We start from the raw sequence: 24,406 nt of genomic DNA, 5'->3' as shown, positions 1-24,406 counted from the left end.
CTGATATGCCTGGCCCGCCGCCGCACCGACGTCATCTACGCCATGCTCCGCGACCACCAGCCCTACCGCGCCCCAGCGCGAGCACCCGAGCCCCTCGCGGCTTGACAACCCCATAGAGACACCCCCCGGGGGCACGCAGGTCGGAGCGTCTCGACGCGACGGTAGGCCATGAACTCTTCAGTCCAGACTGAACAGTCTAGACTGGCAGTCGTGGCGGAGACCCGGGAGCTGAGCGCATCGGCGGTGCGGGCGGCGCACGAGGTGCGCGTGGTGGTCGGGCGGCTGCGCCGACGGCTGCGCGAGTCGCACCAGGCCGGGGAGCTGACGCTCACGCAGACCTCGCTGCTGAGCCGGCTCGAGCGCGAGGGCCCGCGCACCGCCAGCGAGCTCGCGGCCGCCGAGGGGATCCGCCCGCAGTCGGTGGCGGCGTCGACGGCGGTGCTCGAGGAGCGCGGGCTGGTGACGCGGAAGGCCGACCCCGGCGACGGCCGCCGCCAGCGGCTGACGATCTCGCCGCGCGGCCGGGAGCTGATCGACAGCACGCGCGCCGCCCGCGAGGAGTGGCTCGCGCGGGCGCTGCAGGAGCGGCTCACCTCCGATGAGCGCGTCACGGTCGTCGCGGCGATGGAGCTGCTGGACCGGGTGACGGACCGGTGACGACGGCACTCCAGCGGCTCAACCCGAACTCCGAGGCCCCGAGGGACCACTTCGACCGCCGCCTCGTCGCGCCGATGGTCCTCGGCGCGATCCTCAACCCGATCAACTCGACGATGATCGCGGTGGCGCTGATCCCCATCGGGATCGCGCTCGGCGCTCCGCCGTCGCAGACCGCCTGGCTCGTCTCCGGGCTCTACCTCGCCACGGCGATCGGCCAGCCGGTCGTGGGCCGTCTCGTCGATCTCTTCGGCGCGCGGCGGCTCTTCCTTGCCGGTGCGACGCTCATCGGGGTCGGCGGCGTGCTCGGCGCGCTGGCCCCGTCGATCCAGGTGCTGGTGATCGCCCGGGTGCTGCTCGGGCTCGGGACGTGCGCCGGCTACCCGGCGGCGATGACGCTGATCCGCGGCGAGGCCGACCGCACGGGACGCGACAGCCCGGCGGGCGTCCTCACGGTGCTGGCGGTGTCGACGCAGACGGTCGCGGTCATCGGCCCGACGCTCGGCGGCTTCCTCATCGGCGTGGGCGGGTGGCGGGTGACGTTCACCGTCAACATCCCGCTCGCGATCGCCTGCCTCGTCCTGGGCGCGCTGTACCTGCCGCGGTCGGCGGCGGCACGACGGGGTGTGCGCGAGGTGGCGCGCGCGATCGACCCCCTGGGCATCGTCCTGTTCGTCGCCACGCTGGTGTCCCTGCTGCTCTTCCTCACCCACCTGCAGGCCGACCTGTGGTGGCTGCCGGTGCTCTCGGTCGCGGCCGGCGCGGCGCTCGCGTGGTGGGAGCTGCGCGCGCCGCTGCCCTTCCTCGACCTGCGGCTGCTCGGCGGCAACCTCCCGCTGCTCGCGACGTACGGGCGCTCGCTGCTGGCCGCGATCTCGTCGTACGCGTTCCTCTACGGCTACACCCAGTGGCTCGAGGAGGGTCGCGGGCTGTCGCCGCAGGTCACCGGGCTCGTCCTGCTGCCCGTCTTCGGCGCGGCGATCCTCGTCTCGACGGCGACGGGGCGTCGGCGCGAGATCCGCGGCAAGCTCGTCGCGGGTGCCGTCGGGCAGGTCGTCGTCGCCGCGCTGTTGCTGCTCCTCGACGCCGGGAGCGTGCTGTGGCTGATCCTCGCGGTCTCGCTCGCCGCCGGGCTGCCGCAGGGCCTGAACAACCTCGCCAACCAGAACGCCGTCTACTACCAGGCCGACCCCGACCGGCTCGGGTCCTCGGCGGGCCTGATGCGCACGTTCTTCTACCTCGGCGCGATCATCGCCTCGGCCACCAACGGGATCGTGTTCCGCGACGGCGCCACCACCGCGGGCATGCACGAGCTGGCGATCGTCATGCTCGCCGCCTCCGCGGTCTGTCTCGTGCTCACGCTCGCCGACCGGTCGCTGGCGCGCGTGGTGCAGCGCGTCGACACCCCCGACCCGGCGTGACGCCCAGACCCGCGTGCCCCTCGGATCCGTGACCCTCGGACCCGCGTGCGCCTCAGACCCGCATGACCTGGCGCGCGTCGTCCGCGGACAGCCGGACCGTGGGGAGCTCGGCCCGCCCGTCGCGGCGCGCCTCCACCGCGAGGATCGCCCGCTGCGCCCGCGGGACGAGGTCGGCGTCGGCGCGGTCGAGGGCGGCGGTCAGCCACCGCAGGGCGCCGCCGTCCCAGCGTCCCGGCTCGGGTGTGTAGGCGGCGGAGCGCTCGGCGAGCGTGACGCCGAGCCGGTAGAGCACCTCGGGCTCGAAGTCGTCGGGCGGGACCTGGGTCGCGAGCCACAGGGCCGGCTGCCCCTCCCCGCGGGCGAGGGCGACGCGGGCGACGCGGGCCCGCTGTTCGGGGTCGAGGCGATGCCACAGGTCGCGGGCGAGGTCCTCGGACACGGCCCACCCCGCGTCGCCGTCGGCGAGGGACGAGAAGACGCGGTCGGCCGCGACCCGGGTCCTGCTCGTCGGCCCCGGCACCGGGCGCAGCAGCCGCAGGCCGCCGTGGTCGGTGCGCAGGAGGTCGCGGATCGTCCGGCGCAGCTCGCCGCGCTCCGCGGGCGGCGCGCCGAGTGCGGTGAGGGACAGCGGTGCGACCTCGGCGAGCAGGGCGGGGGTGAGCGGGACCGGGACGCCGAGGCGCTCCCAGTCCACGGCGGTGCGCAGGAGCGCGAGCGGGACGCGCGACGACCATCCGACCGGGTCGAGCACCGCGCGGGCGCGCGTCAGGGGGCGGACCTCCGCACCGATCGCTCCCGGGATCTCGATCAACGCAGCCTCGAGCCGGGCCCGCGTCGGGGCGGCCAGGTACGCGCCGAGGAACGTCCGCCGGGTGGTGAGGACGACGCGGACGTCGCCGCCGAGCGAGCCGATGAGGGCGTCGTCGACCTGGTCGAGCAGCGCCGGCGGAGCGTCGTCGGCGGCGATCACGACCGGTCCGCAGCGCGCCGCGGTCGCGCGCGCCGCGCGGACCGCGGCCGGGAGGTCGACGGCGTGCGGGTCGGTGACGGGCAGGAGCAGGCGGTCGCCCAGCATCCGGCGCAGTGCCCGGTGCAGCGCGCGTGACGAGCCGGCGAGCCGATCGCCGGTGACGGCGACGAGCGGGCGGTCGGCGCCGAGGGCGTCCTCGAGCGCGTCGTCGACGGCGCGCGGGCGATACCGCGCCGCGCCCTGCGCGTCGTGCACCCCGAGGAGCTCCGGGCCCGCCTCCGCCATCGGCGTCGGACGTCCGAACGATCCCTCGCGCGCTCTCACCACCTCCGAAGTGTCAGGAGAAGTCCACCGAAGGACCAGTCACCGGTGTGAGTGTCACCCGTTTGCCCGGCGCGTCGCATGGACACGGGAAAGCGAAGACGTCAGCCTGCCCGCCGCTCCGTGACCGGACCGATCTCGACGGAGTGGTGTCCGGCCGGAATCGCCCGCCGACCAGGCGATCCCCTGGCGCCCGACATCACTCCGAGATGATTCTGTGATGTTCTCGTTTACCTCGATCCGCTGAACATCGTTACCTGTCCCGCGAATCGGGCGATGGTCGCTCACCCGAAGCGTTCCGAAAGCCGAGCCCCGACCGTGGAAGAAGGACGTCTGAGGGGCGCACACACTGCTCCGAGCACGCTCCGGAGCGACCGCGGCGCCGGCCGCGCCGGCCGCGCCGGCCGCGGTGCCCTGACCGCCGCAGCGGCGATCGCCCTCGCGGGCGGTAGCAGCAGCATGGCTTTCGCAACCCCGGCGGACCTGGGTCACGACGACGGCCCCACCGCCGACAGCACACTCGACGGCTCGTCGGCTCCCGAGGCGTCGTCGGTGGGGATCCTCAGCGGGATCCTCGGAGCTCGCCCGCGAGCTCCGTCGGCGGAGCGCCCCGGATCCGTCCGGGGGCCCGGGGCCTCCGTCCGTCCCCGGAACGTTCGCCCAGGTGTGAACCGGCGCACCGTGGCTACCCGGTCTCCTACGCCGACCAGCTCAGCGTGAGGGAGCGCTGGGGCCACGGAGGTAGTCCATGGGACGTCACAGCCGCCCCGACCAGACCGAGCAGGCCCGCCCACGGCGGATCGCCCTCGCCGTCCGGCACACCATCCCCGCGCCGGTCGCCGGATCCCCCGACGCCGCCCCACCGGGTCTCGACGTCACCACGCTGACCATCCGCCCGTTCGGGCCCGCGGCCGCGCTGGACGGCGCCGCCCCCGCGCCTCCGGTGGAACGGCGTCTCGACGCCCCGGTGTCGCCGACCGGGCCGCCGGCGCGGCTGAGCCGGCGCGAGCGACGCGCCGCCCGCCATGAGCAGGAGGACAAGGCGGCACTCGCCGCGCGGATCGCGCGCGCGAATCGACGGCATCGTCAGGTGGCCGCGTCGGCGGTTCCCGCGCCGCGTTCCGCGGACCCGTCCTCGATCAGCGGACCGCTCTCGATCGACGCCCTGAGCTCAGCGCGGCCGCCGTGGGGCGGCTCCTCGCTCACCCGTTCCTAGAAGGCGCGGCCGAACGGCCCGACCCACCCCCGAGGTGGGTCGGGCCGTTCGTGCGCGACGGCCGCGTGCGGAGGCCCCCACCGTTCCCTCGGGTGTGCTGCCTACTCGTCCCGCTCGGTTCGGAAGTCGTCGGGTGTCGCGTCGGACAGCGCGCGGCGCAGGGCTTCGACCTCGTCCTCGACGTCGGCGGACGGCGCCGTCGCCGAGGGATCCGCCTCGTCGGGCTCGTCCTCGGTGCCGCCGACCGTCGCCACCGCGTTCGCGGGCAGCGCGGCCTCGGCGAGCACGTCCTCGGAGGCGTCGATCGGGCAGCCCTGGTGCACGGCGAGCGTGACGGCGTCGCTCGCGCGGGCCGGCACCGAGCGCGTCCCGCCGTCGGCGGTGATGAGATCGAGCTCGGCGTGGAACTGCCCGTCGACCAGCGCCGTCAGCCGCACGCCCGTGAGCTGCGCACCGAACGCCTCGACGGCGTCGAGCAGCAGCCGGTGGGTCAGCGGGCGCGGCAGCGTGGCCGCGACCTCCGCGGCCGCGAGCGCCGTCGCCTCGGGCGCTCCGATCCAGATCGCGAGATACCGCCGACCCCCGCTCTGCTCACGCAGCAGGAGCACCGGGTCCTCGCTCCCCTGCTCCTGGCCCACACCGGCGACCTCGACCACAGCCATGGCTCCACTATCCGCTCGCCCGCCACCCGACGTCGACCGACCTGGACGATCCGGCCCGACAGTCTCGTCCACCGGCCCGTGCACGGTGGTGGTCGGGTGTCGTCGGCGGCGCCGGGTGCTCGACGCCGGTTCGGAGACGGAGCGGCAGTACCGTGACGCGCCGCTGAGGTCGACCGGCCCGGCATGCCTGGGGGCTCTCGGCCGCCCTGCACGCGGAGAGCGTGCTGGACGACCGCTTCGGGCACGTCGTCAACCGGGACTTCGCCGGCTACCACGTCGCGACCACCGCCGACGTCGGGACGGTCGACGTGGAGTGGCTCGCCGAGGACGACCCCTACGTCACCCGATGGGCACCGAGGGCATCGGCGAGACCGGGATCGTGGGCGTCGCCGCCGCCGTCGCCAAGGGGGCGCACCACGCCACCGGCGTCCGCGACCGCTCCCAGCCGGTCACCCTCGACCCGTTCCTGTCCCGCGCCATGTGAGTGCTTTCCCGCCCTATAGGGCGGGAAAGCACTCACATGGTCCGGTTGGCTCAGCGCACCGAGGCCATCCCCTGGGCCAGGCGCGTGACCGCCGCGCGCGTCTGCTCGATGGCGGCGATGCAGTCCGTCGGATCGGTGGGCGTGGACGTGCAGCCGCCGCGCACGAAGTGCTCGTGGCCCGACCGCACCGCGACCGCCGGGTCGGTGATCTCCCGGTCGCCGGGTCGCGCGCCCGCCGCGGCGTTCCCGACGTTCAGGACCTCCTCCTCCCACCGCCCGCACGCCGGCCACTGCCGGGCCAGCTCGGCGCTCGTGTAGCAGGAGTCCTGCTGGACGAGCCGCAGCTTGGTGCGCGCGGCCTCCAGCGACCCGTCCGGGCGCGCGGCGGGCGCCGAGGTGCCCTCCGTGTACTCGGTGGAGCAGCCGGCCAGGGCCAGGAGGGCGAGCAGCACCCCGACCACGACCCGCACCGAGGCGATCACCGCGCCACGGTGGCACCGGCGCGTCGGCGTCGCCACCGCGGGCGCCAGGCGTCCGGGGTGTGCCAGCGATGCGGCGTCGCTGGCAGGTCCGGTACCGCACGCCGTGAGGGCCCGGATCGCCACTTCTCGCTCTTTCCTCGCTCGCGCGACACGCCGAGAGCGGGCGCTCAGGTCGTCGCGAAGTCCGTGTCGCTGCCCAGCGATTCCACCGCGTCGACCTCGGCCAGGCGCGCCCGGTAGGTCTGCCGGACGTTCTCGAAGGCGTTCGGGCCGAGCGGAAGGCGCAAGGGCGGGTCGGTGAGGTCGGCGACCGCGAGCACGACCTGCGCGGCGCGGTCCGGGTCGCCGGGCTGGGTGCCGTGGAGCTTGACGAACTTCTCGCGCGACTCGTCGAGCACCGCCGAGTACTCCGGCATCGCGTCGGGCCGCGCCGGCGAGCGGCCGGCGAAGTCCGTGCGGAACGGGCCCGGCTCGATGATCGTGACCTTGATGCCGAAGCCCTCGACCTCGGCCGCGAGGCCCTCGGACATGCCCTCGAGCGCGAACTTCGTGGCCGAGTAGATCGAGCCGCCGAGCGCCGAGCGCACTCCCGCGAGCGACGACATCTGGATCACGTGGCCCGAGCCCTGCGCACGCATCACCGGCAGCACCGCCCGCGTCACGGCGAACGGCCCGAACACGTTGACGGCGAACTGGTCGCGGATCTGGTCCTCGGTGAACTCCTCGAACGCCCCGCGGCTGCCGTACCCCGCGTTGTTGACCACGACGTCGATGCGCCCGAACGCGGCGACCGCGTCGTCGACGGCCGCCGCCACCTGCCCGTCGTCGGTGACGTCGAGCGTCGCGATGCGAGCCCGGTCCGGCGTCTCGGTCGCGAGGTCGGCGATGTCCTCGACCCGCCGCGCGGTCGCGACGACCCGGTCGCCCCGCTCCAGCGCGGCCCGGGCGATCGCGCGTCCGAACCCGGTGCTCGTCCCGGTGATGAGCCAGACCCGGCCGGCTCCGTCCTGCGGCGACATCGCCGCCTCCTCCCGCTCCTGGGGTCCCTGACGGTCTCGACGTCGAGTCTGCCCGCCACCGGCGCGGACGTTCCGGAGACGCCGCCCGTCCCGTCCGCACGACCTCGGACGACCCGGCCGACGGCGCGCACAGCTGACCTGACAGGGCCCCGGCCGCATCACGCGGCCGGGGCCCTGTCGTGTGTTCAGCGCGGAGCGCCCCGCACCCGGAACCACCGACCGGACCGCGTCCCCTCGAGGCGCTCCAGCCCCGCTCCGGGGAACCACGGACGGGCGCGTTCCGCGGTGACGACGACCCATCGGCCGGCGACCGCGCGGGCGAGCTCGACCCAGTCCGGCGTCAGCGGGGTGGGGACGGTGTGGCCGCGCGCGAGGGCGAAGCCGTGGTCGGAGGCGCGGGGGTCGGTGAACATCGGGTCGAGGAGCACGACGTCGACGTGCTCACCGGCCGCCGCCATGTCGGCGAGCACCTGCCGGGAGTCGCCGTGCCGCACGCGCACCCTCGCCGAGCCCGCACGCGGCACCTCGCCCGCGAAGCCCTCCGTGGCGAGGATCGCCAGGACGAGGTCGGCCTCCACGCCGAGCACCTCCCCCTCGGACCCGAGCACCCACGCCGCCACGAGCGTGTCGCGGCCGAGGCCGAGGGTGGCGTCGAGGACACGGTCGCCGGCCCGTAGCTCGCCGGCCCGCACGAGCGGGTCGGTCTCGCGGTGGCGCAGGGCGCGCAGTCGTTTCGCCGCCGTGCCCTGGTGGAACGTCAGCCGTCCCCGACCGGACTCGGCGACGAGGCCCTCCGCGGTGCAGACCAGCACGGTCCCGGCGTCACCGCGTGCCCCGGCGACCGACCCGCCGTGTCGTTCGACGAGGCGCAGGCCCCACCGGTCGGCGAGATCCCGCGCCTGGGCGCGCACGGTGTCGGACGGCGCCTTGCTCGTCGTCACGACGACCTCGTGTCCCACGGCCCGCGATGGTGCCCGACCGCGATCGACGCTCAGCGGCGTGGCGGCGGCGCGGGCGCCGGTCCGGGCGCCGGCGGCAGGGGCGCCCGCCGCGGCACCGTCGGGGGAGGGGACGACGCGACCCGGTCCCGCCGAGGCTCCGGGCGGGCGGGACGCCGCGAGGGCCATGCGAGCACCGCGGCCATGGCGAGCATGACCACCGACAGCAGGTCGGCGACCGTCACGCCGTGCCGGCGGGTCAGTTCGAGCAGCACCTCGCCCTCGACGGGCTTGTTGATGCGCACCCAGATCACCGCGGCGACCACGAGCAGGGCCGCGAGCAGCACACGCCGTGCCGAGAACACCATGCAGAGGAAGACGTGTGCGGGCCACTCATCGTTCCCCGGGGCGTCATCGATGTGACGTGTCAGTGCTCCATCACCAGCCGCAGCAGCAGCACGACCAGCCCGAGCACGCCCGCCCCGATCGCCCCCCGGACCGCCCCGGACACGCGCCGCCGCGCCCGCCACCCCCCGATCCCGCCGATGACGACCAGGAACGCCAGCCCCAGCCAGATGACGGCGTCGATCGCGGTGACGGGGTCGTACCAGTCGCTCACGCCCCCGAGCACGACCACGAGCATCGGCACGACGCCGAGCAGCAGGAACTGCGACGAGTGGCGCGCGAGAAGCCGCAGCTCCGACCGCGTCGGTGGCGGCACGTCCTGGCGGGCGCGACGCGCCAACGTCGTCGCGAACCAGTGCGCCGCGAACGTCGCGATCAGCGGCCCGAGGATGATCTGCCCGGCGACGACGAAGTCCTCGATGCCGTCGTCGAGCGCCACCACCAGCACGGTCATCAGCACGACCGTCCCCTCGACACCGATCTCGACGTCGAGGCGCAGCGGCCCCCACCGCACGACGGGCATGTCGCTCACGGGGCGCATCGTGCCCCGCGACGAACGACCGGAAGCCGTCAGCCCACCGACCGGGTGATCACGGAGCGAGCGCCAGGGTGTCGCGGATCCCCTGGTCGATGACCGCCGTGTCCTCCGGGTTGCCGCCCCCTCCGGCGAAGTGCCCCCACACGCCCGGCACGACACGCACCTCCCCGCGCTCGATGTGCTGCGACGCCCACTGCTCGTCCTCGGGCGGGAAGTACAGGTCCTTCTCGGCGGGCATCGACAGCACCGGGCAGCGGATCGAGTTCAGCGCGGCGACGGTGTCGCCGTCGAAGCCCGGCGTCTGCCCCACGTCGCCGTGGAACCACGTCCAGGCCATCGCGAGCAGGTTGTTCGGGTCGCGCTCGTCGAGCCAGAAACCCTCCCAGAAGTCGACGAGGAAGTCCTCGAGCGACGACGCGCCGAGGCGCCGCCACTCCTCCTGCCAGTAGAAGGCCTGCGAGAAGCCCCATCCCGCGTAGACCCGCGCGAAGGCCCGGATGCCCTTCTCGGGAAGTCGGCGGTACCAGCCCTCCTCGAACGCCGCGTCCGCCCGCAAGGCCGCGGTGATCGACTCGAGGAACACGCGGTTGTGCGGGCTGGTGACGCTCGACCCGCAGAACGGCACCGCCCGCTGCACCATCTCCGGGTGGCTGACCGCCCACTGGTAGGTCTGCCCCGCCCCCATCGACCACCCGGTGACCAGTGGCAGCGTCGAGATCCCGAAGTGCTCGCTGACGAGCTTGTGCTGGCACTCCACCTGGTCGTAGAAGGTGACGTGCGGGAAGCGCGCCCGGTCGTAGGGCGGCGGGGTGTTGCTGGGCGACGACGAGAGCCCGTTGCCGAGCATGTTCGGCACGATGATGAACCACTCGTCGGGATCGAGCGCCTTGTCGGGACCGATGAGCCACTCGTTGTCGGTGTGCCGGCCCGAGTACCAGGTCGGGTAGACGATCGCGTTGCTCTTGTCGGCGTTGAGCGTGCCGTAGGTCTTGTAGGCGAGCTTGGCGTTCCGCAGCGTCGCCCCGCGCTGGAGCACGACGTCGCCGAGATCGAAGAGCTCGTGGTCGGTGGGGATGGGCATGGGCGCGCTCCCGTCGTCGAAAGATTTCGCCGGAAACTAGTCCGGCGGCGACAGGCGTCAAGGCCCGCGCACATCGACCCGGACCTTCAGGACGTTCTTCAACCAGGACACGTGCGCACCCGGCCCTCGCATCCGGGTGGCACCCCGGGGCGGTGCTCCGTGGTCGACGAACCACCGACCGCTGCGACGGGCACCACAAACAGGGAGGAACCCGCCGCGAGGTTCCAGCGAGCGCCAGGTCCTAGAGTCCGGACGTGACGCTCTGGCACGCGGTGCTGATCGCCGTCGCCGGCGTGTGGGCCGGGATGATCAACACGGTCGTCGGGTCCGGCACGCTGGTCACGTTCCCTGTTCTCGTCGCTCTCGGTTACCCCCCGGTGACGGCGACGACGTCGAACGCGATCGGGCTCGTGCCCGGGGCGGTCACCGGCGCGTGGGGGTATCGCCGTGAGATCGCCGGGGCACGCCGGCAGCTCGTCTCGTGGTCGGTGATGTCGGCGCTCGGGGCGATCGGCGGCACGATCCTGCTGCTCTCGCTGCCCGAGGACGCGTTCGAGACGATCGTGCCGTTCCTCGTCGGGATCGCCCTGGTGCTCGTCGTGGTGCAGCCGGTGCTGACCAAGCGGCTGCACCGCGTCCCGACGACGTCCCGACGCACCTGGCCGCTCTACCCGCTGATCCTCCTGGTCGGCGTGTACGGCGGGTACTTCACCGCCGCGCAGGGGATCCTGCTCGTCGGTGTCATGGGTCTGCTGCTCACCGAGCCGCTGCAGCGACTCAACGGCTACAAGAACGTGCTCGCGGCCGTGGTGAACGTCGTCGCCGGCGCCGTCTACGCCGTCATCGCGCCGATCAGCTGGTCCGTCGTGGCGATCCTCGCGGTCAGCTCGACGGTCGGCGGCCTGCTCGGCGCCCGGCTCGGGCGCCGGCTCTCCCCGACCGTCCTGCGCGCGGTGATCGTGGTCGTCGGCCTGCTGGCGATCGCCCGGTTGGTCTCGGAGTGACCTCGTTCCGACGCCGCTCCGACGCGCGGTCGTGCTCGCCGTCCCGCGGGGAGGGCAGGTCGGCGCCGCACCGCGGATCGGGCGGCTCCGGCGGCTCCGGGGCGATCGCCGGACCCCGCGTCCGCAGGTCGTCGAGAGGTCGTCGTGCTCCTCCGGAGGGTTCGAGCGGACGAACAGGGCGAGAACGAGGGTGCCCACGACGGCCACGACGGCCCAGATCCTCAGGCCGGGCAGCACCCACGGCACGTCAGCACCCACAGCAGGTCAGCACCCAGTCGCCGGCCGTGGTCACGATCGCGTGACGGTCGACGTGGCTCTCCGCACCCGAACGGGCACCGGCAGCACGATGAGCGCCGGTCCTCGCAGCGCGGACGGCCAACACTCCGCCGTTCGGATGCTCAGGTTGGCCGTCTCGACCGGAGAATGGGCGCACCGGAAGGAGGTGTCCGCCGCGTGTCCGATCGCCCACCGACGCCGCTGCCGGTGATCGGGCGTGTCCGCGAGCGGGAGCATCTCGCCGCGGCCACCGACGGGCGCCGTCGCGACGGCACCGTCACCGTCCTGCGCGGCGAACCGGGCAGCGGCAAGACCACGCTGCTCGACGAGGTCGCCGCCGCCACGACCCGCATGGTGCTGCGGACCGCCGGCGTGGAGGGCGAGGCGGTCCTGCCGTTCGCGGCGATCGCGGACCTGGTGCTGCCGATCCTGAAGCACGCCGACGAGCTGCCGGACGTGCAGCGCGAGGCGCTCGAGGTCGCGCTCGCCCTGCGCGCCGGCGACGCCGGGAGCCCGCTCGCGGTCTCCGCGGCCACCCTCGGTGTGCTCGCCGCGGGCGCCGACGCCCGACCGCTGCTCCTGGTCGTCGACGACTTCCCGTGGATCGACGCGCCGTCCCAGCAGGTGCTGCTCTTCGTCGCGCGGCGGCTCGGCCCCGAGCGGATCGCGCTGCTGCTGGGCGTGCGCGAGGAGATGCCGCTCGATCCCGCGGTCTGGCGCCTGCCCACGATCGCGCTGGGTCCGCTGACCCCCGAGGAGAGCCGCGAGCTCGTCCGCACGCTGCCGGTGCGCACGTCGCCCGCGGTGCTCGAGACGATCGTCGAGCGCTGCGGCGGCAACCCGCTCGCCGTGGTCGAGACCGCGCGGACAGCGGGCCCCGACCTCCTCGACACCGCCACCGCGTTGCCGCCGGGATCGGCCCTGGAGCGCGCCTGGTCCGGGGCGATCGACGGGCTGCCCGCCACCACCCGCTCGGCCGTGGCGGTCCTGGCGTTCAGTCACTCCACGCGCCGCGACGAGCTCGAGCCCGTCCTCGCGGACCTCGGCCTCGACGCCGACGACCTCCTGCCCGCCGAGCGCCGCCGCCTCGTGCAGCGCGACGACGAGCACATGTGCCTGCGCCACGACCTACTGCGGCCGCTCGTCGGGGCGCGCACGTCCCGTGACCTGCGCCGACGGGTCCTCCGGGGCCTGGCCCGGCACGCCCCGCGCGACCTCGCCGCCTGGTACCTCGCCGAGTCGACCGAGGCGCCCGACGACGACGTCGCCGAGCGTCTCGTCGACGCCGCGACCTCCGCCCGGCGGCGCTCCGCGCTCGAGGCCGCCGGACGCGCCTGGGCCCGCGCCGCCGACTTCACCGCCGACCGCGCGACCCGCGCCGAGCGCCTGCTCTCCGCGGCTACCGACGCCGCGATCGCAGGCAGCTCCACCCTCGCGGCGACGTGGTGCGAGCAGGCCCTGACCCTGCGCGGCGACGAGGCCTTCGCCGCGGACGTCGAGCTGGTCCGCACCCGCGCGCTGTCCTGGCTGGACCCGGCGAGCGCCATCGACGGGGCGCTGCGCGCGGCGGACGCCGTCCTCCCCCACGATCGGGCCCGCGCCGCGCGCCTCTACGTCGAGGCGGCGGTCCCCCTGACCATGACCGGCCGCCTGCGCGAGATGGAGGCCGTCGCCGACCGCGCCCGGACCGCGGGCGACGACACGCTGACCGGGCTCGCGACCGTGAGCCACGGATATGCGCTCGTCGGGCGCTGGGCCGACGCCCACCCGCTGTTCGACGAGTTCGTGGCCCGCGCCGTCGACGCCCATCCGCTCTGGGACGCGCAGGCCCTGGTCGCCGGCGCACAGACCGGTTGCTTCCTCGAGCGCTGCGACGACGCCCGCCGGCTGTTCGGGACGGTGACGCAGACGGCGCGGCAGTTCGGTGCACCCCTGATCCTGGCGTTCGCTCTGACCGCCCACGCGGAGATGGACTGGTGGGACGGACGGTGGCAGGCGGCCTACGCGGACCTCACCGAGGCCGTCGCGTGGGCCGACGAACTCGGCCAGCCCGGGAGCCGCGCGTTCGGCGCGACGCTGCTGGCGCGCATCGACGGCGCCCGCGGCGAGATCGCGTCGTGCCGCGCGCACGCCGAGGCGGCGCTGCGGGGCGCGGGGCCGTTGGGCATCACGAGCATCGAGATCTACGCGGCCGGCGCCCTCGGGGCGGGCGCGCTGGCCGTCGGCGAACCGGCCACCGCCGCCGCCCACCTCGGCCGGGCGCGGCGGTCGTTCGACGAGATGGGCGCCGTGTGCGCGACCTCGATCCCCTTCGCGGGCGACCTCGTCGACGCGACGGCGCGGGCCGGCGACCGGGCGGCGGCCGAGTCGGCGGTGGCGTGGGTGGCGCGCGACGCGGAGCGCACCGGGTCGGCGTACGCGGAGGCGATGGCCGCGCGCGGGCGCGGGCTGCTCGCCGACGACCACGACGACGCCGAGCGCTGGTTCGCGGAAGCGCACGCCGCGCACGAGCGGTTCCGCGCCCCCTACGAGCGCGCCCGGACCGTCCTCGCCCACGCCGAGGTCCGCCGACGCTGGCGCCGGCCCGGGTCGGCACGCGCGTTGCTGCTCGACGCCGAGGCGACGTTCGCCGGGCTGGGGGCGCGCCCGTGGGTCGAGCGCACCCGCCTCGAGCTCGCCGCCACCGGGCACCGCGCCGCCGGCCACCCCGCCGAGGAGCGGGCCGAGGACGAGGCGAGGCTCGAGGTCCTGACGCCCCAGGAGTTCCAGATCGCCCGGGGTGTCGCCGACGGCCAGAGCAACGTCGAGGTGGCGGCGGCGCTGTTCGTCTCGCGCAAGACCGTCGAGGCGCACCTGACCCGCATCTACCGCAAGCTCGGTGTCCGCTCGCGCACCGAGCTCGCCACCGAGTTCACGCGGCGTCGTCGTCTCCCCGAGGGAACTCCCTAGTAGCGACACCGAATGTCACCCGACAGGCTGACATTCGAACACGGGGCGTACGCACAGCTCGGGAGGTGGGATGACGGCGGCGACCACGGCCGAACGGCCCAGCTTCACCGGATTCCACCACTTCGCGTCGACGGTCAGCGACACCCCGCGCAGCGCCGCCTGGTACGAGCGCGTGCTGGGACTGACCCGCGGGTCGACACACTGCCCCCAGGACGCCACCGACGGCGTGTTGCTGAGCGACCCCGAGTCGGGGATCGCCATCCGGCTCAACGGCGCGGACGGCCGCGAGCCGCGCGGGCACGCGGCGCTGTCGGTGTCGAGCCGGTCGCAGCTCGACACCTGGGCGGTCTGGTTCGACGGGCTCGGCGTGCTCCACGACGGGGTCGTCGACGTCGGCGGTCCGGAGCCGTACGCGTATCTCGTGTTCCGCGATCCGGACGATCTCCCGCTGGTGCTGGTGCACGTGGCGGAGTGAGTCGCGAAGGACCGCGGAGTGCGGTGTACACACGTCGGGCGAGGACAGGGGGCGACGTGTGGGGGGGACGACGCGGGGGGCGTCGTGCACCGTGCTCCGCGACCCCGGTCCCGGCGGCGAGAGGGGCGCCGCCGGGCCCGGTCTACGCCTGTCCTGCGCTTTCGGGTGGCCGGTGGTGACCGGCCGGGCGCGAGTCGGCACAGTGACCCCGATGACGCCGACCCCGACCTCGCGGCGCCCGCCCGACCGGGCCCGCGACGAGACCCTCCGCCGGCAGGCCCTCGGCCTCGGCGGTGGCGCGGTCGTGCTCGGCGTCGTCCTCGGTCTCGTCGTGCTCGCGCTCTACCCGACCCTCGATCCCGACAACGTCGGGCGCGGCTTCGTCCTCGTCGGCGGCCTCGCCACCGCGGCACTCGTGGGTGCCGGCGGCCAGCGCGTGCGCGCCCTCCCCCGCGTGCCGGTACGTTCGGTCGTCCGCACGCTCGTCGCCCACGCCGCGATCAGCACGGCCGTCGGCGTGGTGCTCGTCCCGCTCGCACACGGCGGCTGGACGCCGGTCCTCGTCGTCACCATCCTCGGCACGCTCTCCCTCGGCGGGCTGGCCGTGGTCGTCGGCCGGTGGTCCGCGGCCTGATCACGTCATGTGAACGCCCGTCCGCCGCCGGCGACGTCGTGATCACCGCATGCACGCGTCGACCTCGGGCGGGGTCGGAACAGGTGGTCAGGCGGGGAGCCGGGGGCGTCCCCCCGGCATGGGTCTCTGCCGCGAGTCGATCCAGTCGGGGGGCACGAACCAGGGCCGCCCGTCGACCATCGTCACCGACCAGTGCCCGTGGTGGAGCAGCTGGTGATGCCACCTGCAGAGCAGGCACATGGTGTCCAACGCCGTCTCGCCACCGTCGAGCCAATGATCGACATGGTGGGCCGGGCAGCGGCGCGGTCGGCGGGTGCAGCCGGGAGAGGCGCAGCCGCCGTCGCGCAGGTTCAGGGCGCGGCGGATCGCATCCGGGGCGGTGCGCTGGCGGCGTCCGACGTCGAGTGGCCCGGAACGGTTGCCGAGGACCATCGGGACGATCTCTGTGTCGCCCGCCGGGTCCGGACGATCATCGTCGCGGGTCTCGCGGCACGCGTTCCGGGCGACGCCGTGCGGGCTGCGAGCGTCCTCGACGAGGTCCTTGAGCACGTCGGTCTGCCGGCGAGCCGGGCGGCGCCCGTCCTGCGGCCCGGTCGGGGCCGACAACTCGTCGATCACGTCGCAGAAGGCCTCGCCGTCCACCGGGTCCCCGATGCGGTCCCGGTAGAGCACCGACCCGTCCTTGCGGCGCACGATCAGCAGCTCGTCGTCGCGCCCTGCGTCGTCCTCGGGCGGTTCCTCGCCGTCGGGGTCGAGATGGGCCGGCAAACGGTCCGCGACCGCCTGCAGCCCCTGGGGGCCCAGCCGGGTCGCCTCCTCGGCCAGCGTGCGCTCCGCGTCCGACCGGGCGCGCTCGAGCGCCTCCCGCTCGACGGCCCCCCGGCCCGCGTTCGCTCGTGTTCGAGGATAGGGCACATCCCCGACAGCGCCGCCCGCCGTCGGCGCGCCGACACCGTCGGCGGCGTCCTCACCGGGTCGGCCGCGCAACCCTCGCGGCGTGTCGGTCGGGTCCCGGGACGGCGCCGAGGTCGAGGCGTCCGGCCTCGCGCAGCACGGCGACGAGGCACCCGGCGTAGCAGACGGTCTCGCCGATCGCGTAGAGCAGGCAGGTCACGACGAAGTCACCCGTGACGAGGGCGCCGCCGACGACGGCGGTGAGCGCGACGGCGGCGCGCACCACCTGGAGCCGCAGGAGCGCGCCCTGCCGGTCCACCATGATCAGCAGCGGGGTGAGCGGCGCCGTGGTGATCTGCAGGGCGAACGGGACGGCGAGCAGCGCGGTGACGGTGCCGACCGCGGCGTACTGCTCGCCGAGCAGGGTCCCCGCCAGCGGCGGTGCCGCCACGATCAGGACCGCGGCGACCAGCGAGGACCCGGCGCCGAGCATCGCCATCTGCCGCAGCACCGTGCGGCGCAGCTCCCCCCGCGGCCGGCGGACGTGCGGGGCGAGCAGGCTCTGGGACACCTGGGCCAGCGCCTGCCCCAGCAGCCCGGTGGGTGCCCCGGCGATGCGCTGGGCGAGGCCGACGTAGCCGGCGGCCACGACCCCGAAGAACGGCGCCGCCAGCAGGGTCATGGTCTGCATCGACAGCACCCAGATCGACTGGGCGCCCACGGTGACGAGGCTCTCGCGCGCGGACAGCCGGATCCCGCTCGCCGGGAGACGGGGGCTCCGCGACCGGGTGACGGCGATGGCGACGAGCCGTCCCGCGAGCACCGCCACGCCCAGGGCGACGGCCGACCCGAGCAGCAGCCCGGCCGTGACCTGGAGGCCCGCTCCGAGCACACCGCTGAGCAGGTTGCGCACGGCGAGCGCCGTGCGGCGCTCCTCCCGGATCAGCTCGGCGTTGTCCAGCACGGTCCCGCCGTAGGCCAGCAGCAGCAGGCCCGTGGTCAGGGCGACGGCGGCCGTGTCGCTCGCCCCGAGCAGCCCGGCCCCCAGCGCCACCGCGCCCGCGAGGGCGACGGCGGCCGCCAGCGCCGCGACGCCGGTGCGGCGCAGCCCCGCCGCGGTGTCGGGGGTCTCGACGACCGGGATCCGGAACTCGTGGCACAGCGTCGCCGCCGGTTGCAGGACGACCGCGATGCCCGCCCCGACCTGGTAGAGGCCCATCTCGGCCGGGTCGACCAGCCGGGTGAGCACCGGGACCGCGACGACCAGGCACAGCTGCCCCAGTACCTGCCCGAGCAGGAGCCGGACGAGGGGACCTCTCACACCGCTCCCCCGAGGTCGCGCACCGCGCGGGCCACCCGGTCCGCGACGAGGTCCCAGTCGTAGCGCCGGGCCCACGCGGCCGGCATGATCAACGGAGCGGCCGTGGCCGCCTTCTCCAGCGCGTCCGCCCATTCCTCGGTGTCGCAGGGCGCCTCGACCGGGATCCCGGTGCCGGCGGCGATCTCGGCGACCGGGGCGCACCCCGCCCAGTGCACGACCCGCGTGCCGCAGGACATCGCCTCGAGCGCGGGCAGCCCGAACCCTTCGAGGGTCGAGGGCATGACGAGCGCGGCGCTGCCGCGGTAGAGGCGGGCGAGCGCGGCGTCGGAGACCCCGCTGCGGACGTCCACCCGGTCGCTCACCCCGGCGCGGGCGGCGAGCTCGAGCATGGCCTCGGGCGACGGCCCCACGACCACCAGGCCCAGGTCCGGGCACCGGGCGAGCGCTCGGAAGACCACGTTCACGTTCTTGTGCGCCTTGGCGTTGCTGACCAGCGCCAGGGTCGGGCGGTGGAAGAGCTCGGCCTCGCCCTCGGCGACGAAGGCCGGGGAGCACCCGTTGCCGACGACGTCGACGCGCACCGAGGCCGCGCCGTGGCCCAGCCAGTCCTCGATCACCGCGCGGGAGGACTCGGAGACCGTGAGGACGCGGCCCGTCCGCACGATCTGCGGTCGCACGACGGCCGCGTAGTACATCTCCTTGAGCCGGGACCCGTCGTCGAGATGGATGAGGTCGTGCACGGTGAGCAGCTGGCGTGCCCGGGCCGGACCGGCGTTCGGCCCCGGGGTGACGATCAGGTCGCCCGGTCCGGGTCGGAGCCGCCCCGGTCGGACGCAGTCCAGCGGCGTCGTGGCCGAGCCTCCCACCGGCAGGCGGCGCACGGAGGTCCCGAGCCGCCCCGGGAGGCGCGACAGCAGCTCACGCGCGAAGCGTGCGATGCCGTGGTCACCGATACGACGGTCGTCGACATAGATCATCGGGCGGGCCTTCCGGACGAGGTCAGGGCGGGCGAGGACAGCGACCGCAGCGAGGCGAGCACCACCGCGCCCCCGAGCACGGCGACCAGCAGGAACACGACGATCCCCTGGCTGAAGAGGTAGGTCCGCCAGAGCTCGGCGACGCCGTAGCCGACGACGCCGGCCGCCGCGGCGAGCACCGACCGGTAGCGGGAGAGATGGCCGAGCAGGACGCCGATCACCCCGAGGGACAGGGCGAGCGCGAACAGCCCCCCGTAGCCGTAGTCGGAGAGCACGTCGGCGAAGGCCGAGTTGGTGGTCAGCGTGTCCGCGACGTCGACGGTCGAGGCGTAGCGTTCCCCGCCACGCGGCTTGGCGTCGGTGGAGAACAGGAAGTCCTCGCCGCGTTCGTGGCGCAGGGCGTAGCCGTCGGGACTCTGCTCGACGTCCGCGGGCGCGCGCAGGAAGGTCGGCACCCACACCCCGGCGCCGCGGGTCGCGTCGTACTGCTGGGGATAGCGCCCGCTCGCGACGGCGTCGGCGACGCCGAGCGACACCTGGAACGGGGCGCCGAGGTAGGTCAGCAGCTGGTAGGAGTTCGCCGCGAGCGGGCTGTCCACGCCCTGCGCGGTGTAGAAGTTCTCGTTGCGCAGCGAGTTCAGGACGGTCAGGGCACCGAAGAGGACCACGGCGGCGAGCGCGAGGGCCGACCAGCGCACCCGCGCCCGCGGCCGCCGGGCGACGTGCAGGAACAGGTACACGACCACGGCCATGAGCACCGCCAGCCGGGAGGCGAACAGGGCGTTCGCGGCGAGCAGCAGCACGCTCGCCCCGGTCTCGACCGGGCCGATCAGCCCCCGCCGCCAGAGATGGACCGCCATCGGTGCGGCGACCGCGCTCGCGTAGCGCAGCGTCGCGGGACCGGCGGCGCCGCCCAGGGCGCTCTTGAGGTCGTTGCCCGTGCTGCCCTCGAGCGCGGCGACGACGTCGACGGTGGACGCGGCGAGCACGAGGGAGTACCCGACCCCGACCGCTGCGAGCAGGGCGACCAGGCGGAACAGGCGCCGCTCCCCGACGGGGTCGTCGTCGAAGCGCGCGAGGCCGGCCGGTCGCGGCAGGCCGGCCCCGCACCGGTGGCCGAGCACGAGGAGCCCGGTGCACAGCAGGTACCACCCGGCGAGCACGGCCAGCCCGCCGAGGGTGACCTCGGCGCGGTGCGCGAACCCTCGCAGCGTCGTGGAGGCGCCGGGGACCGCCCACGCCAGCGCGCTGAGCAGCACCGGGGCTCCGAACAGCACCCCGGGGTGGAGGACGTGACGCAGGCGCATCGCCGGACCCGCGGGATCAGGTTCCGGTGGCGGCCTCGAGCACCGTGGCGGTGAGGGCCTCGTCGAAGACACGGACGTCGAACCGCCACGCGTGCTCGGCCACCGACTCGCGGGGCACCCGGGCGGCGAGGTCCACCGCCTCGCCCAGTGAGGCCGGGGACGCCGGGTCGAACACCGCACCCACCGGCCGGCCCGCGAGGGTCTCGCACGCCCCGCCCTCGACGTTGACCACGACCGGGGTCCCGGCGGCCATCGCCTCGACCGGCATGATCCCGAAGTCCTCCACCGGCGGGAACACGAACACCGAGGCACGCTGGTAGAGGCTGTAGAGCATGGCGTCGGACGGGTCGACGACGAGGTGCACCGGCACCCGGGCCGTGGCGGCCGCCTCGCGCAGCGCCCGTTCCTCCGGCCCGCCGCCGGCGATGACGACGGGCAGACCGACGGCTTCCCCCGCGCGGATCACCAGGTCGAGCCGCTTGTAGGGGATGAAGCGCGAGGCGCCCAGCACGTACTCGGAGGGGAGCGCGGCGGCGGCCCACGCCTCGGTCCCGGTGAGCCGGCCACGCCAGTCGTCGAGGGCCGCGATCCGCTCCACCGCGACCGGGGGGTGGATGACGGATGCCTCGCGACTCCAGGTCCGCGCGATGCGCCGTGCCACGTAGCGGCTGTTGGCGATGACGGTGTGCGCGTCGGCGGCGCGTCGGCGGTCCACCGCACGCAGCAGCGGGCTGGTGGCGCGCGCGGCCCGCCCGGCGCCGCGGGCGTCGAGGTCGGGCTCCCACACGTACCGCGCCGGCGTGTGCACGTAGAGGATCTTGCGCATTCCCGGTGCGCAGGAGAACCGGACGTGGTGGGCGAAGCTGTGGGTGCTGACCACCGCCCAGTCGTAGGAGCCCCGCATCTGGTGGCTCCACACCAGGGGGGCCAGCGGCAGGGCGAGCGCCTTGTGCCGCCGCAGCGGTGTGCGGGCCAGCCACGTCTCCCGGACCGTCCGCCCGGGGAATCGGTCGGCCCGGTCGTCCCACAGGCACAGCACGTCGGCGTCGGGGAAGTCGGCGACGATGCGCTCGAAGACCTGCTCCGACCCGCCGGTCGAGGCGAGCCATTCGTGCACGAGCAGCCCGCGTCCCGGCGGCGCGTCCGAGCGCGGCGCGGCGAGACGGAGCGGACGGGCGGTCGGGGCCGGGGCCGGGGTTGAGGTCGGGGTCGGGGTCGGGGCCGGGGTCGAGGACGCGGTCACGGACGGCTCCGATCGTGGCTGAGGTCGGCACGTCCGACGCGCACGCCGTCGCCGCGGCCGGTCGCGCTTCCGGCGTCGGCGACGCGGTGCTCGCGGGCCCGGACCCGCGGGGTCGGCGGGGTGGTCGGTGAGGACGCAGGGTGATGCGAGGCGTGGTGCGAGGAGTGGTGCGCAGGGGACGCGCGCTCGTCGGCGGGGACGGGAGCGGACGCCGCCGCCGGCAGGTCGCCGTAGCCCGTGGCGAGGGGTGCGCAGCGCGCCGGTGCCAGGGTGAGCACGACGCCCAGGACACGCGCGGCCACGGCGTGCAGGGCCTCGACGGACTGGGCGAGCTCGGCGCGTGAGGTCCGCCCCGACCGGCCCAGCAACAGGACACCGTCGACCAGCGGCGCGAGCACGGAGGCGTCGCTGACGGCGAGCAGCGGCGCGGTGTCGACCACGACGTGGTCCCAGGGGGCACCGGTCTCGCCCATCTCCGCGACCAGGCGGCGCATCCGCCCGGAGCCGAGCAGCTCGCTCGGGTTGGGCACGAGGGGCCCGGCGGCGAGCACCTGGACACCGGTGGCGGTCGGCTGCACCGCGTCGCGCACGTCCACACGGCCGGCCAGGACGTCGGTGAGCCCCACCGCGCGGGGCAGGCCGAAGCGCTCGGCCACGGCGGGGCGCCGCAGGTCCGCCTCGACGAGCAGTACCCGGCTCCCGCTCGCCGCGAGCGCCACGGCGAGGTCACACGCGAGGGTCGTCTTCCCCTCCGCCGACGTCGAGCTGGTCACGGCCAGGACGCGCGGGGGGTGGTCGACGTCGACGTAGGCCAGGTTGGTGCGCAGGCGCCGAACGGCCTCGGCCGTGGGCGAGTGCGGCGCGTCGCGGGTCGGCACGGAGGTCGCGGTCGTGGTGGGCTCGAGGTAGGTGGTCGCCAGCAGCGGGAGCCCGGTGACCTCCCGGACCGCGCGGGCCGAGCTCACCGAGGTGTCGGTCGCGTGCCGGACGACGGCCAGCAGCACCCCCACGAGCAGGCCGCCGAGCAGCCCGAACGCCACCGGTACCGGCCACGGCGGCGAGGTGATCTCGGCGGTGTCCGCGGGCTCGACGACACGCACGCTCACCGGCGGGGTCGCCCCCGGGCGCAGCGGGCGTTCCAGCTCGTCGACCGCGCCGGGGAGGACCTGGCCGATCGCGTTCGCGATCCGTACCGACTGCTGCGGGTCGTGGGTCGAGACCGTCACGTCGAGCAGCACCGAGTCCTGCTCGCTCGACGCGGTGACGTTCTCGGCGAGGTCCTCGGGCGTGGTGTCGAGCCCCAGGTCGCGGATCACGGCCTTCGTCACCCGGGGCCGGGTGACCAGCTCGACGTAGGAGATCACCCGGGCCTGGGAGAACTGGGCGCCCTGGTAGGCCTCCATGCTGTCGCCCGTGCTCTGCGCCGCGACGTAGAGCGAGATCCGAGCGCTGTAGGTGGGTGGCACGGCGAACACGGCCAGCACCGCGACGGCGAGGCCGAGCAGCGTGCCGGCGGCGACCCAGCGCCAGCGGGTGCGCACGATGCGCAGCTGGTCGAGCGGCGTCATCGCGGGGCGGCCCCCGGCGGGCACGGACAGGCGGTCATCGTCCGCGGGCAAAGAGCACCTCCGCGAGGGTCCGCAGCAGCACCTTGACGTCGAGCCACAGCGACCAGTTCTCGACGTAGTAGTTGTCGAAGCGGGCCCGGTCGGAGATCGGGGTGTCCCCCCGCAGCCCGCTGACCTGGGCCAGCCCGGTGAGCCCGACGGGCACCCGGTGCCGGGGCCCGTAGTCGATGTACCGGTCGGAGAACTGCTCGACGAAGTGCGGACGCTCGGGGCGCGGGCCGACCAGCGCCATGTCGCCCCGCACGATGTTCCAGAGCTGCGGGAGCTCGTCGAGGGAGGTCCGCCGCAGGAACCGCCCGACGGGGCCGACCCGGTCGTCCTGCGCGATGGACCACTGCGTGGCCGACTCCGAGTCCGTGGCCGGCCGCATCGAGCGGAACTTCAGGCACTCGAAGCGCCGGCCGTCCAGGCCGACGCGCTCCTGGCGGAAGATCACCCCGGGCCCACCCTCGAGCCGGACCGCGAGCGCGCAGAGCGCCATCAACGGCGAGAACAGGATCAGCGCCGTCGTGGCCACGACCGTGCCGGTGATCCGCTTGAACGCGCGCGCCAGGCCGTTGAAGGCCGGGCGGCGGATGCGCAGGATCGGGATGGAACCGATGTGGTCGCCGCCCCCGGCCATCGTGTGCAGGGAGTACAGCCGCGGGACGACCAGGATGTCGCAGGGCGCGCACTCGGGCTCGCGCAGGACAGTCAGGAGCTCGAGGTCGCTGCGATGGCCGCCGGTCACGAGCAGGACGTCGACGCCGTGCGCCGTGACGGCCTCCCCGAGGGCGGACACCGGCCCGAGACGGGGGACGACGAACGACGCCTCGGCCTGGTCGCAGTCGTCGACGAACCCCACGACGTCGAGCCCGTAACGGGCGTGCCGACGCAGCAGGGTCGCGAGCTCCGCGGCGGTGACGCCCCCGCCGACCAGGATCGTCGGGTGGGCGACGAGCCGTCGGCGGCGGGCCCACAGCAGCACCGAGGTCGTGAGGAAACGACCCAGCACGACGTGGACGATCACCGGCAGCGACAGGAGGAGTGCGATGGTGCCCGCGTTGTTGTCAGCGGTGATCGCCGTCGGGTCGACGGCGAGGTACCAGAGAGCCCGCAGGACGCCGACCAGCGCGATCACCATCAGGAGGCGGGCCACGATGGTGGGCAGGTCGTCGAGCACGCTGAGGTGGAGCTTCGCGCGGTACCGGCCCCCGATCGAGAAGCTCAGGACGGTGAGCACCGCCGTGAGGGCGAGCGGGACGATGTGCTCCGGGAACCAGAGCGCCGGGGTCATGACCATGACCGCGTCGACGGGCAGGACGAGCATCCAGGCCTGCAGCCCCCACCGTGACCACCGGCCCACGGGCCCCGTCCCACGGGCGGATCTCTCCGACGTGTCGGCGGGCGCCTCCCGGGCCGGGGGCTCCCTGAGCTCCAGGGCCGGTGGCGTCGCCTCCGCCGCCGTCGACTCGGCCAGCAGCCTCCCCGCGTTCTCGGCCATGCGTTCCATTCCCCCCGGCGGCCA

The 24,406-nt window shown here is 74.8% G+C and carries 23 protein-coding genes; 8 read left to right on the top strand and 15 right to left on the bottom strand.

Annotated elements, in window-relative coordinates; all coding sequences use genetic code 11:
* Positions 1 to 210 precede the first annotated feature (210 nt).
* Together AC2A1K_RS21830 and AC2A1K_RS21825 are read left to right on the top strand one after the other, a co-directional pair.
* Complete coding sequence (locus tag AC2A1K_RS21830) at positions 211 to 657, top strand: MarR family winged helix-turn-helix transcriptional regulator (protein ID WP_483898431.1); 447 nt, start codon at positions 211 to 213, stop codon at positions 655 to 657.
* On the top strand, positions 654 to 2,075 hold the full coding sequence (locus AC2A1K_RS21825) for an MFS transporter (protein WP_483898430.1): 1,422 nt from the start codon (positions 654 to 656) through the stop codon (positions 2,073 to 2,075). The genes AC2A1K_RS21830 and AC2A1K_RS21825 overlap by 4 nt, the downstream gene beginning before the upstream one ends.
* A gap of 52 nt (positions 2,076 to 2,127) precedes the next feature.
* On the opposite strand, the gene AC2A1K_RS21820 is transcribed toward AC2A1K_RS21825, so the two are convergent.
* Positions 2,128 to 3,330: a hypothetical protein gene (locus AC2A1K_RS21820; protein WP_483898429.1), complete on the bottom strand. Its 1,203-nt coding sequence runs from the start codon at positions 3,328 to 3,330 to the stop codon at positions 2,128 to 2,130.
* 784 nt (positions 3,331 to 4,114) lie between these two features.
* Between AC2A1K_RS21820 and AC2A1K_RS21815 the strand changes: the two genes are divergently transcribed.
* A complete protein-coding gene (locus AC2A1K_RS21815; protein WP_483898428.1) occupies positions 4,115 to 4,582 on the top strand; it encodes a hypothetical protein in 468 nt (155 codons plus the stop codon).
* 101 nt (positions 4,583 to 4,683) lie between these two features.
* Here AC2A1K_RS21815 and AC2A1K_RS21810 read toward each other — a convergent pair whose 3' ends face one another.
* Positions 4,684 to 5,244, bottom strand: a complete 561-nt coding sequence (locus tag AC2A1K_RS21810) for a bifunctional nuclease family protein (protein WP_483898427.1) — start codon at positions 5,242 to 5,244, stop codon at positions 4,684 to 4,686.
* Between the two features lie 346 nt (positions 5,245 to 5,590).
* Here AC2A1K_RS21810 and AC2A1K_RS21805 point away from each other — a divergent pair, with 346 nt between their 5' ends.
* Positions 5,591 to 5,728 (top strand): hypothetical protein, encoded by a 138-nt coding sequence (locus AC2A1K_RS21805; RefSeq protein ID WP_483898426.1) that lies wholly within the window; start codon positions 5,591 to 5,593, stop codon positions 5,726 to 5,728.
* A gap of 50 nt (positions 5,729 to 5,778) precedes the next feature.
* Here the strand turns inward: AC2A1K_RS21805 and AC2A1K_RS21800 are convergent, their stop codons facing one another.
* The 6 genes from AC2A1K_RS21800 to AC2A1K_RS21775 form a co-directional block, all read right to left on the bottom strand.
* Positions 5,779 to 6,210 (bottom strand): hypothetical protein, encoded by a 432-nt coding sequence (locus tag AC2A1K_RS21800; RefSeq protein ID WP_483898425.1) that lies wholly within the window; start codon positions 6,208 to 6,210, stop codon positions 5,779 to 5,781.
* Positions 6,211 to 6,377: 167 nt separating this feature from the next.
* Positions 6,378 to 7,229 carry an oxidoreductase gene (locus tag AC2A1K_RS21795; RefSeq protein ID WP_483898424.1) on the bottom strand — a complete coding sequence of 284 codons (852 nt, stop codon included), beginning with the start codon at positions 7,227 to 7,229 and terminating at the stop codon, positions 6,378 to 6,380.
* 185 nt (positions 7,230 to 7,414) lie between these two features.
* Positions 7,415 to 8,188 carry a class I SAM-dependent methyltransferase gene (locus AC2A1K_RS21790; protein ID WP_483898423.1) on the bottom strand — a complete coding sequence of 258 codons (774 nt, stop codon included), beginning with the start codon at positions 8,186 to 8,188 and terminating at the stop codon, positions 7,415 to 7,417.
* A 32-nt stretch (positions 8,189 to 8,220) separates the two neighbouring features.
* Positions 8,221 to 8,535: a hypothetical protein gene (locus AC2A1K_RS21785; protein WP_483898422.1), complete on the bottom strand. Its 315-nt coding sequence runs from the start codon at positions 8,533 to 8,535 to the stop codon at positions 8,221 to 8,223.
* A gap of 59 nt (positions 8,536 to 8,594) precedes the next feature.
* Positions 8,595 to 9,104, bottom strand: coding sequence for a hypothetical protein (locus AC2A1K_RS21780; RefSeq protein ID WP_483898421.1), 510 nt, complete (start codon positions 9,102 to 9,104; stop codon positions 8,595 to 8,597).
* A 58-nt stretch (positions 9,105 to 9,162) separates the two neighbouring features.
* Entirely contained in the window at positions 9,163 to 10,191 is a 1,029-nt protein-coding gene (locus tag AC2A1K_RS21775; RefSeq protein ID WP_483898420.1) for an alpha/beta fold hydrolase, read from the bottom strand.
* Positions 10,192 to 10,445: 254 nt separating this feature from the next.
* Here AC2A1K_RS21775 and AC2A1K_RS21770 point away from each other — a divergent pair, with 254 nt between their 5' ends.
* The 4 genes from AC2A1K_RS21770 to AC2A1K_RS21755 all read left to right on the top strand — a co-directional run bounded on the left by AC2A1K_RS21770 (position 10,446) and on the right by AC2A1K_RS21755 (position 15,529).
* Complete coding sequence (locus AC2A1K_RS21770; protein ID WP_483898419.1) at positions 10,446 to 11,195, top strand: sulfite exporter TauE/SafE family protein; 750 nt, start codon at positions 10,446 to 10,448, stop codon at positions 11,193 to 11,195.
* Positions 11,196 to 11,648: 453 nt separating this feature from the next.
* Complete coding sequence (locus AC2A1K_RS21765) at positions 11,649 to 14,420, top strand: helix-turn-helix transcriptional regulator (protein ID WP_483898418.1); 2,772 nt, start codon at positions 11,649 to 11,651, stop codon at positions 14,418 to 14,420.
* A 70-nt stretch (positions 14,421 to 14,490) separates the two neighbouring features.
* A complete protein-coding gene (locus tag AC2A1K_RS21760) occupies positions 14,491 to 14,895 on the top strand; it encodes a VOC family protein (RefSeq protein ID WP_483898417.1) in 405 nt (134 codons plus the stop codon).
* A 211-nt stretch (positions 14,896 to 15,106) separates the two neighbouring features.
* Positions 15,107 to 15,529, top strand: a complete 423-nt coding sequence (locus AC2A1K_RS21755) for a hypothetical protein (protein ID WP_483898416.1) — start codon at positions 15,107 to 15,109, stop codon at positions 15,527 to 15,529.
* Between the two features lie 87 nt (positions 15,530 to 15,616).
* Here AC2A1K_RS21755 and AC2A1K_RS21750 read toward each other — a convergent pair whose 3' ends face one another.
* The 7 genes from AC2A1K_RS21750 to AC2A1K_RS21720 are packed head-to-tail and all read right to left on the bottom strand — an operon-like array spanning position 15,617 to position 24,382.
* A complete protein-coding gene (locus tag AC2A1K_RS21750) occupies positions 15,617 to 16,444 on the bottom strand; it encodes an HNH endonuclease signature motif containing protein (protein WP_483898415.1) in 828 nt (275 codons plus the stop codon).
* Between the two features lie 52 nt (positions 16,445 to 16,496).
* A complete protein-coding gene (locus AC2A1K_RS21745; protein WP_483898414.1) occupies positions 16,497 to 17,744 on the bottom strand; it encodes an oligosaccharide flippase family protein in 1,248 nt (415 codons plus the stop codon).
* The gene (locus AC2A1K_RS21740) at positions 17,741 to 18,721 is read right to left on the bottom strand and encodes a glycosyltransferase family 4 protein (protein WP_483898413.1); all 981 of its coding nucleotides are present in this window, start codon (positions 18,719 to 18,721) and stop codon (positions 17,741 to 17,743) included. The genes AC2A1K_RS21745 and AC2A1K_RS21740 overlap by 4 nt, the downstream gene beginning before the upstream one ends.
* Entirely contained in the window at positions 18,718 to 20,028 is a 1,311-nt protein-coding gene (locus AC2A1K_RS21735) for a hypothetical protein (protein WP_483898412.1), read from the bottom strand. Before AC2A1K_RS21735 ends, AC2A1K_RS21740 begins: the two co-directional genes overlap by 4 nt.
* Before the next feature lie 16 nt (positions 20,029 to 20,044).
* The gene (locus AC2A1K_RS21730; RefSeq protein ID WP_483898411.1) at positions 20,045 to 21,271 is read right to left on the bottom strand and encodes a glycosyltransferase; all 1,227 of its coding nucleotides are present in this window, start codon (positions 21,269 to 21,271) and stop codon (positions 20,045 to 20,047) included.
* Positions 21,268 to 22,890 carry a tyrosine-protein kinase domain-containing protein gene (locus AC2A1K_RS21725; RefSeq protein WP_483898410.1) on the bottom strand — a complete coding sequence of 541 codons (1,623 nt, stop codon included), beginning with the start codon at positions 22,888 to 22,890 and terminating at the stop codon, positions 21,268 to 21,270. Before AC2A1K_RS21725 ends, AC2A1K_RS21730 begins: the two co-directional genes overlap by 4 nt.
* Positions 22,874 to 24,382 (bottom strand): sugar transferase, encoded by a 1,509-nt coding sequence (locus AC2A1K_RS21720; RefSeq protein ID WP_483898409.1) that lies wholly within the window; start codon positions 24,380 to 24,382, stop codon positions 22,874 to 22,876. The genes AC2A1K_RS21725 and AC2A1K_RS21720 overlap by 17 nt, the downstream gene beginning before the upstream one ends.
* Positions 24,383 to 24,406: the final 24 nt, after the last annotated feature.

The sequence above is a fragment of the Actinomycetospora sp. 2LY8.5 genome (assembly GCF_057180585.1).
The sequence above is the reverse complement of the archived record's forward strand: the minus strand, read 5'-3'. Positions and strand labels throughout refer to the sequence as shown.